Origin of the sequence: Photobacterium marinum (genome assembly GCF_000331515.1) — a bacterium.
In the GTDB taxonomy this organism is placed as follows: domain Bacteria; phylum Pseudomonadota; class Gammaproteobacteria; order Enterobacterales; family Vibrionaceae; genus Photobacterium; species Photobacterium marinum.
In genome coordinates, this window is the sequence record NZ_AMZO01000007.1 from 15,232 (window position 1) to 29,845 (window position 14,614).

General features: G+C 49.8%; 14 protein-coding genes. 13 read left to right on the forward strand and 1 reads right to left on the reverse strand.

Features of this window, described 5'->3' with window-relative positions:
- Positions 1–59: 59 nt before the first annotated feature.
- Entirely contained in the window at positions 60–941 is an 882-nt protein-coding gene (locus tag C942_RS07530; RefSeq protein ID WP_007464266.1) for a LysR family transcriptional regulator, read from the reverse strand.
- Positions 942–1,202: 261 nt separating this feature from the next.
- Between C942_RS07530 and csrD the strand changes: the two genes are divergently transcribed.
- The 13 genes from csrD (at position 1,203) to C942_RS07595 (ending at position 14,599) form a co-directional block, all read left to right on the forward strand.
- Positions 1,203–3,134 (forward strand): RNase E specificity factor CsrD, encoded by a 1,932-nt coding sequence (csrD, locus tag C942_RS07535; protein WP_007464267.1) that lies wholly within the window; start codon positions 1,203–1,205, stop codon positions 3,132–3,134.
- A gap of 184 nt (positions 3,135–3,318) precedes the next feature.
- The gene (locus C942_RS07540; RefSeq protein ID WP_232428148.1) at positions 3,319–4,791 is read left to right on the forward strand and encodes a PilN domain-containing protein; all 1,473 of its coding nucleotides are present in this window, start codon (positions 3,319–3,321) and stop codon (positions 4,789–4,791) included.
- Positions 4,788–5,423, forward strand: coding sequence for a hypothetical protein (locus tag C942_RS07545; RefSeq protein ID WP_007464269.1), 636 nt, complete (start codon positions 4,788–4,790; stop codon positions 5,421–5,423). Before C942_RS07540 ends, C942_RS07545 begins: the two co-directional genes overlap by 4 nt.
- Positions 5,416–5,739 carry a hypothetical protein gene (locus tag C942_RS07550; RefSeq protein WP_007464271.1) on the forward strand — a complete coding sequence of 108 codons (324 nt, stop codon included), beginning with the start codon at positions 5,416–5,418 and terminating at the stop codon, positions 5,737–5,739. Before C942_RS07545 ends, C942_RS07550 begins: the two co-directional genes overlap by 8 nt.
- 26 nt (positions 5,740–5,765) lie before the next feature.
- Positions 5,766–7,454, forward strand: coding sequence for a pilus (MSHA type) biogenesis protein MshL (gene mshL / locus C942_RS07555; protein WP_036799223.1), 1,689 nt, complete (start codon positions 5,766–5,768; stop codon positions 7,452–7,454).
- 3 nt (positions 7,455–7,457) lie between these two features.
- Positions 7,458–8,300 (forward strand): ExeA family protein, encoded by an 843-nt coding sequence (locus C942_RS07560; protein WP_007464275.1) that lies wholly within the window; start codon positions 7,458–7,460, stop codon positions 8,298–8,300.
- Between the two features lie 2 nt (positions 8,301–8,302).
- Positions 8,303–9,541, forward strand: coding sequence for a tetratricopeptide repeat protein (locus C942_RS07565; protein ID WP_007464277.1), 1,239 nt, complete (start codon positions 8,303–8,305; stop codon positions 9,539–9,541).
- A 5-nt stretch (positions 9,542–9,546) separates the two neighbouring features.
- Positions 9,547–11,262 (forward strand): GspE/PulE family protein, encoded by a 1,716-nt coding sequence (locus C942_RS07570; RefSeq protein ID WP_007464278.1) that lies wholly within the window; start codon positions 9,547–9,549, stop codon positions 11,260–11,262.
- A 16-nt stretch (positions 11,263–11,278) separates the two neighbouring features.
- Positions 11,279–12,499, forward strand: coding sequence for a type II secretion system F family protein (locus tag C942_RS07575; RefSeq protein ID WP_007464280.1), 1,221 nt, complete (start codon positions 11,279–11,281; stop codon positions 12,497–12,499).
- 46 nt (positions 12,500–12,545) lie between these two features.
- Positions 12,546–12,956 (forward strand): hypothetical protein, encoded by a 411-nt coding sequence (locus tag C942_RS07580; RefSeq protein WP_157372587.1) that lies wholly within the window; start codon positions 12,546–12,548, stop codon positions 12,954–12,956.
- A 28-nt stretch (positions 12,957–12,984) separates the two neighbouring features.
- Positions 12,985–13,575 carry a prepilin-type N-terminal cleavage/methylation domain-containing protein gene (locus C942_RS07585; RefSeq protein WP_269744763.1) on the forward strand — a complete coding sequence of 197 codons (591 nt, stop codon included), beginning with the start codon at positions 12,985–12,987 and terminating at the stop codon, positions 13,573–13,575.
- 13 nt (positions 13,576–13,588) lie between these two features.
- Entirely contained in the window at positions 13,589–14,086 is a 498-nt protein-coding gene (locus tag C942_RS07590; protein ID WP_007464286.1) for a type II secretion system protein, read from the forward strand.
- Positions 14,087–14,125: 39 nt separating this feature from the next.
- Positions 14,126–14,599 carry a type II secretion system protein gene (locus C942_RS07595; RefSeq protein WP_007464288.1) on the forward strand — a complete coding sequence of 158 codons (474 nt, stop codon included), beginning with the start codon at positions 14,126–14,128 and terminating at the stop codon, positions 14,597–14,599.
- The last annotated feature ends 15 nt before the right edge of the window (positions 14,600–14,614 follow it).

The following is a 14,614-nucleotide window of genomic DNA, read 5'->3' on the forward strand; positions in this document are numbered from 1 at the left end:
TTGAAACATTGGAAAAAGCAGCGCCCGTCGCTGCTTTTTTGTTGCCTGAAAAACAGGAGTCAGGCCGGATTGGCCTTGGCCTTGATAAAGTCGATAAACAGTTTGGTTTTGACATGGTTGAAGTCGAGCTTCGGGTAGTAGGCATACGCTGAGCTGACCGGTTGTTTCAGCTCAGGCAGAACAGGCACCAGCAGGCCTTTGTTCAGCTCTTTTTTTACCGTGTTTTCGCCAACCAGAATGAGCCCCATTCCTGCAACCGCAGCGGCTAACAGCGCTTCCGGATTCTGGGTAGTAAAATTACCGCGCAGACGCAGGCGCAGGTTATTCTCGAAAATATGTTCCTGCTCATGACCATGAGTGCCGAACAACAGGCAATTGTGCTGGGTCAGCTGCTCCGGGGTTTCGATTGGCGGCTTGTCTTCGAGGTAACCCGGGGCGGCATAGAATCCGGGCTGGAAGTCAAACAGTCGGGTGGCGATATAGCTTGATGAGTTGAAATCAGTCAGCTCCCGGCTGATGAAAACATCTAAGTTAAGATCAGGCAGTTGGCCCGGTGTTATGGTGTGAAGTTCGACCTGAATATTGGGGTAGCTTTCGATAAATTCTGCCAGGTAGTGAACCAGCAGGCGGCTGCCGGTCGCCAGAGGGGCACCAATCCGTAACACGCCGCTGACTTCACCGTAGGCAGAAGTTGTTTCAGCCAGCATCTGATGCCAGTCATCAAGCAGCCGAGCACTGCGCTGGTAGAACAGCTTTCCAGCATCGGTGACGGTCAGGCTGCGGGTGGTACGTTTTAATAGTTGAACGCCCAGCTGTTTTTCAAGCCAGGACAATCGCTTTGACAGGGCCGAGCTTGAAGTATTGAGCTTGGTGGCGGCCTGGGCCAGTGAGCCCTGATCGACAACGGTGACAAAGCTGTTAGTACAGGTGATCCAATCCATATATATCGCTTAATCCGCAGGCTGTTACTGATACTGGTATGGCGATAATAACAAACCGGAAAGGTGAAGGATCAACAGACCGAAAAAGATTGCTGAAATAGCCGAATTTGAAGTCGTTAACAAAATATTAAATAATTGCGCTGAATACTGTCATCATGGCGTATTGAGTGATATTTTCCCCCTTGCGGACCCTCCGTTTTTCTTGGGCTGAGCTTATTTCCGGCCTGTTGAATATCAATAATCAAAAATAATCGGATCGCTATGAGAAAAGCCTCTGGCATGAAGTTGACTAACCGTCTGGTTGCCTTCGTTACCCTCATCGTTATAAGCGCTATATTTGTTATTTTCATTGGCGGCGCCATCAGTTTTCGTAAACTAGGGCAGGATTACCTGACTCATTATCTTGACGGCGTTGTTGAAGTGATTGATCAGGAACTGGCTGATCCTCAGGGGGCGCAGTCTTTGTCGCGTTGGCTACCCAAACTGCTTAAGGCCAGCAATGTTGTTGAACTTGAAGTCGGCAGCCCCGCCGGAGTTATTTATTCCTTCAAGGGATTACAGAAAGTTAATGATCCGACGGTTCTCCACCGGAACCGATATCCACTCAGTCATAATCCCGGTTTTTATATCGAACTTAAGTCGATCCCGCCTTATACCGAATTCACCTATTCGCTCGGTGCTATGTCTTCGATCAGTATTGCCATCATGATCATTATTATGGGGCTGGTCTGGGGAATGAACTGGTTACGGCAGCAACTTCACGGTTCCGAACTTCTTGAACAGCGTGGCAGACTGATCCTCGCAGGTAAAGTCGATGATAATGCGGTCGGTGATGAGATGGAGTGGCCGGCGACAGCTAGCCTGGCACTGGATCAGATGATTGCTGAGCTGAAAGATGCCCGTCAGGAACGAAGCCGCTTTGATACGTTCATTCGTACCCATACATTTCTGGATCAACTGACTGGTGCAGCCAATCGGGTGTTGTTTGATAGCCGGTTGCAGTCGATGGTGCAGGATCAGGAAACTCATGGCGCAGTGATTTTGATCCGGATTGCTGACTGGGATGAGCTGTTGGCAGAAAAAGGTAAAGATGTCGCAGATGAGCTGATCCAGGATGTGGGCATGGTGCTCTCTAACCTGATTCAGCGATACCCGGACACTGTTTTATCCCGCTACTTTGATGCTGAGTTTGCCATCCTGCTATCCCAGCAGCCGGTAAAGGAAGTGAAGCTGTTTACCGGAATGCTGATGAAAGCATTAGACCGGCTGGTCCCGTCATCCCCTTTACAGCCTGATAACTGGTGTCATATCGGGGTGACTTTCTGCGCCAGCGGGGATCGTCGCGGGCGGATCATGGATGAGGCTGATATGGCGCTGCGCAGTGCCCAGCTACAGGGAACCAATAGTTGGTATTTGTTTAAAAAAGAACAGCAATATGAAGATGCCCGAGGCAGTGTTCGTTGGCGTACTTTGCTGGATGCAGTTTTTAATAGTGGCGGCCCGCTGCTTTATCAACAGCCGTCGATTGCACTGGATGATCAGACTGTTATTCACCATGAATTGCTGGCCCGAATAAAAGATGAAAACGGAGTGCTGATTAAAGCCTCACGTTTTCTGACTGCCGTGGAACAGGTCGGCTTCAGTGCTCGGATGGACAGGCTGGTGGTTACTCAGGCGCTTGAATTACTAAAGCATCATCCGGTTGACGAGCCGCTGTCGGTCAATGTTAGTGTTGAGGCCTTGTTAGAGAAACAGTTTGTGCGCTGGTTGCGGGATGAGCTACTGCAGACGCCGCGTACGGTACTTAACCGCTTGTCATTTGAATTAGCTGAAGGTGCTTTGGTGAAGCACTTAGATGCGATGCGACCTGTTGCCCGTATGTTAGTAGGGCTGGGATGTAAGCTGGTTGTAGATCAGGCCGGCAGGACAATTGTTAGTACTCACTACATCAAAGACATCAAGGTTGATTACGTTAAGTTGCATCGCGGGTTGGTGCGTGAGATTAACCAGCGGCAGGAAAATCAGCTGTTCGTCCGCAGCATGTTAGGGGCTTGTGCTGACTCGAAAGCTCAAGTCATTGCTGTCGGAATTGAAAATGAAAAGGAATGGCGGGTACTTAAGCAACTTGGTGTTCATGGCGGGCAGGGGCGTTATTTCGCATCAGAGTTGCCTGTTAAGAATTTTGTTAAATGACCGTTTTAATTAATAAGGACATTGTCTGAAAATCAATCGACTTGATGGTCAAAAAGCATTAGGTTGTCAATAAAACCTAGGTATAATGGTCAAAATATTGACGCATGTTGGATTGTTTAAACTTTTCTTTAGCCTGCCAGGGGTTATTGGTCGGCAGTACTGATTTTTAGTGAGTTATAACCCTTTGTTTAGTAGATATTTCAAAAGAAAAGCTCGGAAACAGAGCGTAAGTGTCGCTGTATTTGCTGATTCGGTCACTTTAGCCTTCGAAACCGAACAGGAATGGATCACTGATGAAGTGGTTGTTTCTTCTTCGGCTGACTGGGGGAGTGCTATTCATTCTTTATTCGAAAAGCATCAGCTGACAGGTAGTGCTGTACGTGTGGTGCTGGGGCACGGTCTGTACCAGAGCATGCTGATCGAAAAGCCGGAGCTACCGCGGGAAGAATATCCGACGGCGCTGCCTTTTCTGGTGAAAGATCTGGTTAATGAATCTCCGCTGGACTTAGTCGCTGACGGTTTTCCGGCACCGCTGAAAGATCGTTTGCAGGTGTTCGTTACAAACCGGAAACAGGTCGAACTGCTAATTAAAGCGTGTTCAGACGCGGGATGTGAGGTGCAGTCTGTTTCGGCTGAAGAAGTCGTGTGGGGCCAGCTGGCTGAACCATCTCGTAGTCAGTTGATTTTACATCGCCGTCACCATTCGAATTTGCAACTCACCGCGTTTAAGCGGCAGGAAATCTGCTTTCAGCGTCAGTTACGCGGCTTTCCGATTCCCTTGCTGGATGAGCAAAAAGTCGGTGATCAGGGGGCAGCGCTACAGTTGGACAGTCTGGCTCTGGAGTTGCAGCGTTCTCTGGATTTTTTAAGTTCGCAGTTAAGAGAAGCGCCGATAACTCAGCTGCTGGTTTCATGTGATGATGATAATGACAGCGTTTTGGCCGATGAGCTTACCGAACGACTGAATGTGTCGGTGACGGCGCTGAAACCAGCTCATCCGGGGCTGGTGAGTAACAATGCCCGGATTGCTTATGCTGCGTTGCTGACTCCTGAAGATGCGGGCATCAATTTCTACAGTGATGTGCTCAGGCCGCAAACCCGTCTGATGACACTGCAGAATGTGGTGCTGAGTTGGGTGGCGATTGTGGTCGTGATGGCGTCTATAGCTGGCTGGTATCAGTGGCAGAATTATTTGGTACAAGAGCAGCTGGCTGCTGATCAGCAGCGGCTGGCAAGTAAAAAAGCTGAGCTGGATCGCGCTAAGGCGGCATTGGTCAGACATATTCCGAGTCCGCTGAAAGTGGAGCTAGCCGGTAACCTGGAACAGCACCTGGCGGCGAAGCAGGCTTCACTTCGGGCGATTGAAATGCATGACGACAGCTTGAAAGTGGGTTATGCCGGTATGTTGAAGCAGTTATCTGCGGCTGCCAGCGGGGATATATCGATCAGTCATATTCGGGTGAACGGTAACAAGCTGGATCTGGAGGGGCTGGCACGAAGCCCTGATTCGGTTCCGGCCTGGCTGCAGGCTTTCAGGAATTATCCGTTCCTGTCGGATAAACGCTTTGAGCAGATGGCGCTGGGCAGAAACAAAAAGAATATTGTGACGTTCCGGCTGCATGCTGAGCGGCGTGCAGTTAAAGAGGATCAATCATGAATGGCTGGCAGAAATTAAGCGATCGATTTGATTTGCTGACTCGCCGCGAGCAGTGGCTGATCCTGGTTTCCGGCTGGATAGCATTGCTTTTTGTCGGTTTTGTGGTGTTTGTTGAACCTCAGAGCAAGGCATTTGCGGCAATGAAGCGACAGATGTTGTCGGTTGCCAACGAAATAACGGCCAGCAGCAATCAGCTGATTGTCGCTGAGCGTAAGCTAAGGGCCGATCCGGATCTGCAAATCGAACAGAAAATTACCCGGTTGGAGCAGGAAAACGCCGAGCTGGATGAACAGTTGCAGGGACGAGTCGGAAGCCTTGTTAATCCTCTCCAGATGTCAGGCCTGATGGAGCAGGTACTGCAGCGCTCTGAGCGTCTTAAGTTGGTGTCACTGGAAACACTGCCACCGGTTCAGTTGATCAGTGGAGATGATGAAGGCTTTTACATTCACCCGGTGCGATTGAAATTACGTGGTCGATATTTTGATGTTGTCTCTTCTCTGGAGCAGCTCGAAGCATTGCCGGTGAAATATTACTGGCAAAGCCTGAACTATCAGGTCGATCAGTATCCGTGGGCTGATATTCAGCTGGATGTTTACACATTAGGCGAAAGTAAGGATTTCATCGGTGGTTAAGTCTGTTTTGATGGCTCTGACAATGCTGGTTGTAATGGCGGGTTATGCCAATGCATCTCAGGACCCGACAGCCCCGTTGGGATGGCAGGCCCCGGCAAAAAAATATACAACAAAAAAAGCTCGCTTACCGGATCTGCAGGGAATTGTATGCGTTGAGCGTGCCTGTACGGTGATATTGAATAATGTGCCTGTCGAACTTGGCGGGCGTGTTAGCGGTTATACCCTGACCGAAATTAAGGATGACTACGTCACGGTAACACGCGGCGGAAAGCAGTGGCGTCTGGTGCTTTTTGCTGACGAAGTAAAAACATATTAATAAATAAAAAGAGTAAAGTGGTTAGCATGCGTGGATTAGTTGTAGGTGTACTTGTTGCATCCCTGGTCGGGTGCTCGACAAATATGGGACATCGCGATCCCGTTGAGGTCAAAAGTGCACTGAATGAGGCGGTGAATGAAGCCGCAAGTCGGCCGTTACAGGATCTGCCTCCAGCGGTGAATGCCGATCTGATGCCGAGTCTCGACGGTACTGAATACGCGGCACATTCTGCGCTGGAAAAGCGTTTTCGGGTTAATGCCCGTAATGTAGATGCCCGTGCTTTTTTTGGCAGCCTGGTGAAGGGGACGCCATTTAATATCGTGCTCCATCCTGAAGTAAAAGGCCGCATTTCACTGACTCTGCGTGATGTAACCCTGGATGAAGTCCTTGATGTGGTATCAGATATCTACGGCTATAACACAATCCGTAAAGGTAACATCATTCAGGTATTCCCGGCGACTTTGCGCACTGAAGTGATCCCGGTCGATTACCTACAACTTAAACGCCGTGGTCTGTCTCTGACCTCGCTGACTACCGGCTCTATTACCGATAACGGTTCAAATTCCTCCGGCAGCAGTTCCGGTTCTGCTAACAGCAATAATAACGACGGTAACTCACAGAACAGTAATGATCGTTCGTCAAGTTCAGCCACGGGCGGAACTGTGATTGAGACGACCTCTGAAAGTGATTTCTGGCAGCAGTTGGAAAAGGCGGTGCAGGCAATGATTGGCAGTGGTCAGGGACGCAGCATCGTTGTCTCGCCTCAAGCCAGTCTGATTTCTGTTCGCGCTTACCCGAATGAGCTGCGCGAAGTGAAAGAGTTTCTGGGGGTATCCCAAAAACGCCTTAAGCGTCAGGTGGTGCTGGAAGCCAAGATTATGGAAGTGACCCTGAGCGATGGCTATCAGCAGGGGATCAACTGGAGCAATATTACCAAGACAATCGGCGGTACCGAGATCATTTTCGGCAGAGGTAACCTGACATCTGATGCGAACGGTAACCTTCAAATTCCGGCACTGCCAGGTGGCGGCGCGATTTCCGATTTACTGGGTGGCCAGACTAATATCACCATCTCTGACGGTAACTTTGATGCCGTGCTGAGCTTCCTGGATACGCAGGGCGATCTCAACGTTCTGTCCAGCCCGCGTGTCACGGCGGCCAATAACCAGAAAGCGGTGATTAAGGTCGGTGGTGATCAGTATTTCGTCACTCATATTTCCGGTGGTGAAGTGAACAGCGACGGTGGTACCGCTTCTCCAGATATTGAACTGACCCCTTTCTTCTCCGGTATTTCCCTTGATGTGACTCCGCAGATTGATGATGAAGGCGGCGTGTTACTGCATGTTCACCCGGCGGTTGTCGATGTGGTTACCGAGGTAAGAGATATTGAGTTGGGACAGACGTTCGGTACTTATAAGCTGCCTCTGGCCAAAAGCTCGGTGAGAGAATCGGATTCCGTGATCCATGCCCGAAGCGGTGATGTGGTGGTGATTGGTGGTTTGATGAAATCATCACTCAATGATCAGGTATCGAAAGTGCCGCTGCTAGGAGACATTCCTGTACTGGGCCACTTATTCCGTAACGTTAATAAGCTGGAAACCAAAACTGAACTGGTGATCCTGCTGAAACCAACCGTAGTTGGTGAGAATACCTGGCAGAAGGAACTGGAGCGTTCTCGTGCGCTGGTAACTGAATGGTTCCCTGAAGAGGGCTAAGTCATGTACCAGGCGCATTTCGGCCTCAGCGAGCTGCCATTTTCTCTTACTCCGAATACAGCTCTTTTTCATGCTTTGCCACCGCATCTGGAAGCCATCCAGACGACGTTGGCGGCACTGGAAATGGGAGAGGGGATCATCCAGATTTCCGGTGAGGTAGGAACGGGGAAGACTCTGGTCTGTCGCATGCTAATCAATCAGCTGCCGGAACATTTTGATCTGGCATATCTGCCGACGCCGGCTGCGAACGGTCATGAGTTGCGCCTGGCGCTGGCAAGAGAGCTGAATATTCTGGCTGATGGTGATAATACGACACTGACCGAGCACCTGCAGCAGGCACTGATTGCGCGTAAGGCAAAGGGGCGTTCTGTTGTTGTGTTGCTGGATGAAGCCCAGGCACTGCCGGATGATGCTCTGGAAGTGATTCGCCTGCTCGGCAATCTGGAAACGGAGCAGGAAAAACTGTTGCAGATCGTCTTGCTGGGACAGCCGGAACTTGACCTGCGACTGGCACAGCATCACATGCGACAGTTTCAGCAGCGTATTACATTTCGGGCTTGTCTGCGTCCGCTGGATTTAGCGGAAACCATTTCTTATATCGACTTTCGCCTGAATTGTGCGGGCTGCTCCCGATCGTTGTTTGAGTTGGCTCAGTATCGGGATATCTGGAAGGCGAGTCGGGGAATCCCCCGCCTGATCAACCAGCTGTGCCATAAAGCCCTGATTGCGGCCTGCAGCAGCAACACTCCGTCAGTTGAGCGTGAAGATATTTTAAACGCAGTAAAAGATACCTTAGGGGCACGTCAGCCGAGGTGGACGTTCCCTGTGCTTTGGGGATGGCATTGAGCATGAGTGAAATTAATAAAAAGCTCAATGAGTTGAGCCGTAAGAATAACAGTACTGCCGCAGCACCTTTGCAGGCTGCAACGATCAGGCCTGTACCGCGCAACCGGGCTCCTTATTGGGCCGGGTCGGTTGTTGTTATCGCGCTGGTCGCCGGGGCGGCCGGTTGGTGGTTTGGCTCTCAGAGTTTAGCCGGACAAGTGACACAGGCAGCGCAGCAGGAAGAAGAGCGGGAAGTACACGATGACTTCGTCGTACAGGTTGAGTCTGTAAGACAAAACACAGCTAAGCCATCGGTTGCAATGACTTTGCCGACGCAAGAGCAGCCTGTTGAAAGCCAGAAGGTTTCAGAACCGACTGTTGAGTCTGAAGTGGTAGAGCCGCTACAAACCGTGGAAAACAAAACACAGTTACCTGAGCCTAGTAAACGCACCGTAGTTCGAGTGAAGGCAGAGTCTAAAGCTGGGCCAATATCTGTTTCATCCGGGCCTGAGCAGAAACAACAGATGCCAGCTCCTGTCATTACGAAAGTAGTGAAGGCTAAGCCTTCTGCCAGTAAGCCTCAGAAACCGTTAAATACAGAGCCAGCCACTGTTAGTGAGTCGGCAGAAGTGATGAATACCGCTTCGTCTGACGAACAGCTGAGTATTGAAACGGTAGAGCTGGATGCGGGTCAGTTGGCGGAAATTGAATACGAAAAAGCCCATAAAGCCTGGGAGAATGGAGACAGTAAAAAAGCGATTGGTTACCTGGAATCTGCTGTGATTTACCAGCCTGAGTGGGTGAAAGCGAGGCAGAAGCTGTCGGCACTGTATTACGGGCGGGGAGAGGTGCGTGAAGCCATTGCGACCCTGCAGCACGGACTTGAGTTGGACAGCAAGCAGCTTGATCTGCGCCTGACTCTGGCCAAATTGCTGGCCAATGAATCACAGCCGCAGGCGGCGCTGAATGTGCTGAATCAGCTACCGGAAAAACACCACAGCGGTTACTTGGCGATGCGCGGTGCGTTGGCACAGCAGCTTAATAATAACAGGTTAGCAATGAGTAGTTACCGGATGTTGGTTAAGGATGAGCCTTACGACGGACGCTGGTGGATGGGATTAGGGATTGCGCTGGAGCGGGATGCGCAGGAAAGTAAAGCTCGTGATGCCTATCAGCAGGCGTTGCTGATGGGACGGATTTCATCTCAGTCACAACAGTTTATTCAACAGCGTCTGACGGCGCTTGATTCTCGGGAAGGTTAATTACCATGCAAATTCGTTTGAGAAAGCGCCTTGGCGACTTGCTGGTTGAAGAAGGTATTGTTGCTCAGGATCAGTTGGAGCAGGCACTGGACAAGCAGCGTTCAACCGGCCGTAAGCTGGGGGATACCCTGATCAGCATGGGCTTTTTGACGGAACAGCAATTGCTGTCATTCCTGTCGCGTCAGCTGGATATTCCGTTAGTCGATTTGACCCGGGTGAGTGTTGATATTGAATCCGTGTCCCTGTTGTCGGAAGTTCATGCCCGCCGCTTGCGTGCGCTGGTGATTGGCTGTCGCGGTGATACTGTCCGTGTTGCCATGAGTGATCCGGCGGACTTGGCGGCTCAGGAAGCGGTATACAACCAGTTGGCACAGTACCGGGTTGAACTGGTTATTGCACCGGAGCGCCATCTGATTGCTGCGTTCGATCGCTATTATCGCCGGACTCAGGAAATTGTGTCGTTTGCCGAGCAGTTGCAGGCCGAGCATCAGGACAGTTCTGATTTCAGTTTCGGCTTTGATGACAACGATAACGAGGAAGTGACGGTTGTTAAGCTGATCAATTCCTTGTTTGAGGATGCGATTCAGGTCGGTGCCTCGGATATTCATATTGAGCCGGATGCTGATGTGCTGCGGATCCGCCAGCGTATTGATGGTGTACTGCACGAAACCCTGCTCAATGAAACCAGCGTATCGGCCGCATTGGTGTTGCGCCTTAAATTGATGAGCGGACTGGATATCTCCGAGAAGCGTCTTCCACAGGATGGTCGTTTCAACGTCAAAGTTCGCGGCCACTCGGTTGATGTTCGTGTTTCGACCATGCCGGTTCAGCACGGTGAATCTGTTGTAATGCGTCTGCTTGATCAGTCGGCAGGGATCCTGAGCCTGGAAGAGATTGGCATGCCGGATGAGTTGCTGCAGCGCTTTCGCCGTCAGTTGAAGCGTCCGCACGGGATGATCTTGGTAACCGGTCCGACTGGCTCGGGTAAAACCACCACCCTGTATGGTGCCTTGAGTGAATTGAATAAGCCGGGCAAGAAACTGATCACGGCAGAAGATCCGGTGGAATACCGATTACCACGGGTGAATCAGGTACAGGTGAACAGCAAGATCGGACTGACTTTTTCATCGATCCTGCGAACTTTTCTGCGTCAGGATCCCGATATCATTCTGGTCGGTGAGATGCGCGATCAGGAAACCGTTGAAATCGGCCTGCGTTCAGCACTGACCGGTCACTTGGTTCTGTCGACGTTGCACACCAATGATGCAATCGACAGTGCCCTGCGAATGATGGATATGGAAGCGCCGGGATATCTGGTTGCCAGTGCGGTGCGTGCGGTGTTGGCTCAGCGCTTGGTGCGCCGGGTATGTAAAGATTGCGAAGAAAGTGACGAGCTGGATACATCTAAACAGCAATGGCTGATGGCGCGATTTCCACAGCATCAGTACCGTGATTTCCATCGTGGCCGGGGATGTCAGAGCTGTAACTTTACCGGTTACAAGGGACGGATCGGTGTATTTGAGCTGTTGGAATTGGATCAGCCGATGATGGATGCCCTGCGTGGTAATGATGCAGTGATCTTCAGTCAGATAGCCAGAAAAGCTGATGGATATAAGCCATTGATTGAATCAGCCATGGAGCTGGCCTTGGAAGGACACACCAGCCTTGAAGAGGTATTGATGCTGGGTGAAGGCGATTTCCACGATAGCATCTTGCTATAACTGTCAGGAGTAAATTATGCCGGTATTTAATTATCGCGGCCGTGGTAATCAGGGGGAACTTCAGCGCGGACAGATTGAAGCGGCAACTCAGGACGCTGCAGCTGATCTGTTGATCCGCCAGGGGATCATTCCGCTGGAAATTCGCCAGGGTAAGGCTCAGGGAGCTGGGTTGGATCTTCAGTCAATGTTTCAAAGTAATGTGCCTTTAGATGTGCTGGTGATTTTTTGTCGCCAGCTCTACAGCTTAACGAAAGCTGGGGTGCCGCTGCTCCGGGCAATTAAGGGTTTGAGCCAGAGCTCAGCCCACCCGTTGATGCAGGAAACGCTTGAAGCGGTATCTGTTGAGCTAACCAATGGACGAGCCTTATCTACGGCAATGAAGCAGCATCCTCGGGTTTTTGATGAGCTATTTGTTTCCATGATCCACGTTGGCGAAAATACCGGTCGTCTGGATGAGTCGCTGTTGCAGCTGGCCAACTATTACGAGCAGGAGATGGAAACTCGTCGCCGGATCAAGTCGGCAATGCGTTATCCGATCTTTGTGTTATCGGCCATTTTTCTGGCAATGGCGGTATTGAATATTAAGGTGATTCCGCAGTTTGCATCAATGTTTAGCCGCTTTGGTGTGGATCTGCCACTGCCGACTCGGATACTGATCGCAACATCAAACTTTTTTGTGCACTACTGGCCGCTGATGCTTGGTACGCTGGTGGTCAGTTGGGTCATGTTGCGGGCATGGCGACGAACGCCTGGCGGGCATGAAACGTGGGATCGCTGGCGTCTGAGAATGCCGATTGTCGGCGGCATCATTAACCGGGCACAGCTGTCACGCTTTTCTCGTACGTTTTCTTTGATGCTCAGAGCCGGGGTGCCACTCAACCAGGCGATTCAGATGTCTGCAGAAGCCCTGGGTAACCGCTTTTTGGAGAACCGTCTGATTGAGATGAAGAACGGCATCGAGGGCGGTAACAGTATTGCCAGTACAGCCAGCCAGTCAGGCGTATTTACCCCTCTGGTGCTGCAGATGATTGCGGTCGGGGAAGAGACCGGTCAGGTTGATAACCTGCTGCTGGAAGTGTCTGATTTTTATGATCGTGAAGTGGATTACGATCTGAAAACGCTGACTGCAAGAATAGAACCGATTTTGCTGTTAATTGTGGCTGGGATGGTGTTGATTCTGGCTTTGGGGATTTTCTTGCCAATGTGGAGTTTGCTCGATGTTGCCCGAGGTGTTTAAGCGGCAGCAAAAGCAACGCTTTCGGCTCTTTATTTGGTTCAGTGCTGTGTTGTTTATTGCCGGTGTGATGTTGGTGCAGTGGCAGAAAATAGAGAAAAAAGCCGAACAGACACAACTCAGACAACTGGAGCAGACTTTTTTTAAAAGTGCATCCAGCTTTAGACAAGAATGGGAATTACAAGATAAGCCGAAACAGCTCAATGTTGATGGCATTCAGCTTGGTTTTACTGCGCTGGGCTGGCCGATTGTGCTGCACAACGGGCAGGTTGACTGTGAGAGAATGTGGGAGCTTCTGGCTTCACGAGAAAGAAGTGTTCATTACATTCGGTTTTACACAGAAAAGGGAATGAGATCTGAACAGTATAATTCTTGTTTTTATCAAATAACTGGCAGTAACTGGCTGGAATTATTTTTCCAGCATGAGAGAATACGGCTGAACGACTTTTTGACGGATTAAGAGTCGTTTTTTTGACGTAAAGAGAAACATAATGAGAAAGCAAAGCGGTTTTTCCTTGGTGGAGTTGGTGATTGTCATCATTGTTGTTGGATTGCTCGCGGCAACTGCATTACCACGTTTTCTGCAGGTAACCGATGAAGCCAAAAAAGCCTCGATAGAAGGTGTGGCCGGCGGGTTTGCAACCTCCGTGTTATCAGCTCGTGCCCAATGGGAAGCCTATGGTCGTCCGTCGAATGCCAGTGGGCAGAATTTGGTGAATTATGACGGAACGGATTTTTGGCTGACCAAGGCTACCGATGATGGCACTGTGCGCGACGGTTACCCGTATGCACTTACCGATGGTGCACTGAACTTAAATGTTGTCAGTGAAACTGACTGCCTTTCACTGCTTGATAATCTGTTACAAAACCCACCCCTGGCCACAACCGATAAGACAGGTGCGGCAAGTGGTAACTACCTGTTTTACGTTAAAGCTGAAGGAAACGGTTCTGAAAAGCTTTGTCGTTACTACCAACTGGCCTCGGCCGGTAAGGATGGCTCTGGCTCGGTTAATGTTGAGGCAGGACATTCATTTACATATAAACCGGCACTGGGCCGGGTCGAAGTCTATTTAAAATAATTAGGAGTAAGTTATGAAACGTCAAGGCGGCTTTACGCTAATTGAACTCGTGGTTGTGATTGTTATTCTGGGTATTTTGGCGGTAACGGCTGCACCACGTTTCCTGAACCTGCAGGGGGATGCTCGTAATTCCGCTCTTCAGGGCCTGAAAGGGGCTATCAATGGTGCGGCTGGTATCGTTTATGGAAAGGCGGCTATTGATGGTGTTGAAACGAGTGACAAAGTTGTCGAGGTTGGTGAGTCTTCAAATAAAGTGAAGACACTGTTTGGTTACCCAACAGCGTCATCAGCCGGTATTGTTACAACAATCTCTAATTTTACTGATGATTGGGCGATAGTAAAAGGTAGTGAGGGTGATGATACTAAGACTGGCGAGATTCTATTAACGTTCAAGGAATATGCGAATACAGAAAAAGCTAAGATTCCTGATGAGTGTTATCTGATTTACAAGGCTGCAGGAGATGCAACAACTCCTGCTACAGTAACCATGTCAGACCAAGCTTGTAAATAAACTATTTAGTATTTTGAATAGATGAGAGAAAGAAAAGTTATGAAACGACAAAATGGTTTTACTCTGATCGAGCTAGTAGTTGTTATTGTCATTCTTGGTATTTTGGCAGTAACGGCTGCACCACGTTTCCTGAACCTTCAAGGTGATGCTCGCTCTTCAACACTGGAAGGTTTGAAAGGTGCCATTAATGGCGCAGCTGGAATTGTATATGGTAAAGCGGCTATTCGTGGGGTTGAGAGTTCTTCGACAGAAGCTGATGTTGATGGTATTAAAACAGTTTATGGATACCCGAAAGCAACGGCTAATGGTATTACATCTGCTTTACAGTTAGACACATCCAGTGAGTGGGTTGTGCAATATGATGGTAAAGCTAATAAAGCCGTGTTTACCCAAAAAACTAAAACAACTTATGCAGATGCAAAAGCTGTTCGTGATGGAGAGTGCTATATCGAATATAGTGAAGCGACGTCTAGTGCCGCTCCAACGATTACAATCGATAAGGATAAGTGCTAATTGTTAGTAAAAAAT

Coding starts and splice junctions, on each gene's coding strand:
- mshL (WP_036799223.1), top strand. CDS start 5,766: ATGCGTGGATTAGTTGTAGGTGTACTTGTTGCATCCCTGGTCGGGTGC.
- C942_RS07545 (WP_007464269.1), top strand. CDS start 4,788: ATGAATGGCTGGCAGAAATTAAGCGATCGATTTGATTTGCTGACTCGC.
- C942_RS07560 (WP_007464275.1), top strand. CDS start 7,458: ATGTACCAGGCGCATTTCGGCCTCAGCGAGCTGCCATTTTCTCTTACT.
- csrD (WP_007464267.1), top strand. CDS start 1,203: ATGAGAAAAGCCTCTGGCATGAAGTTGACTAACCGTCTGGTTGCCTTC.
- C942_RS07590 (WP_007464286.1), top strand. CDS start 13,589: ATGAAACGTCAAGGCGGCTTTACGCTAATTGAACTCGTGGTTGTGATT.
- C942_RS07595 (WP_007464288.1), top strand. CDS start 14,126: ATGAAACGACAAAATGGTTTTACTCTGATCGAGCTAGTAGTTGTTATT.
- C942_RS07530 (WP_007464266.1), bottom strand. CDS start 941: ATGGATTGGATCACCTGTACTAACAGCTTTGTCACCGTTGTCGATCAG.
- C942_RS07565 (WP_007464277.1), top strand. CDS start 8,303: ATGAGTGAAATTAATAAAAAGCTCAATGAGTTGAGCCGTAAGAATAAC.
- C942_RS07575 (WP_007464280.1), top strand. CDS start 11,279: ATGCCGGTATTTAATTATCGCGGCCGTGGTAATCAGGGGGAACTTCAG.
- C942_RS07570 (WP_007464278.1), top strand. CDS start 9,547: ATGCAAATTCGTTTGAGAAAGCGCCTTGGCGACTTGCTGGTTGAAGAA.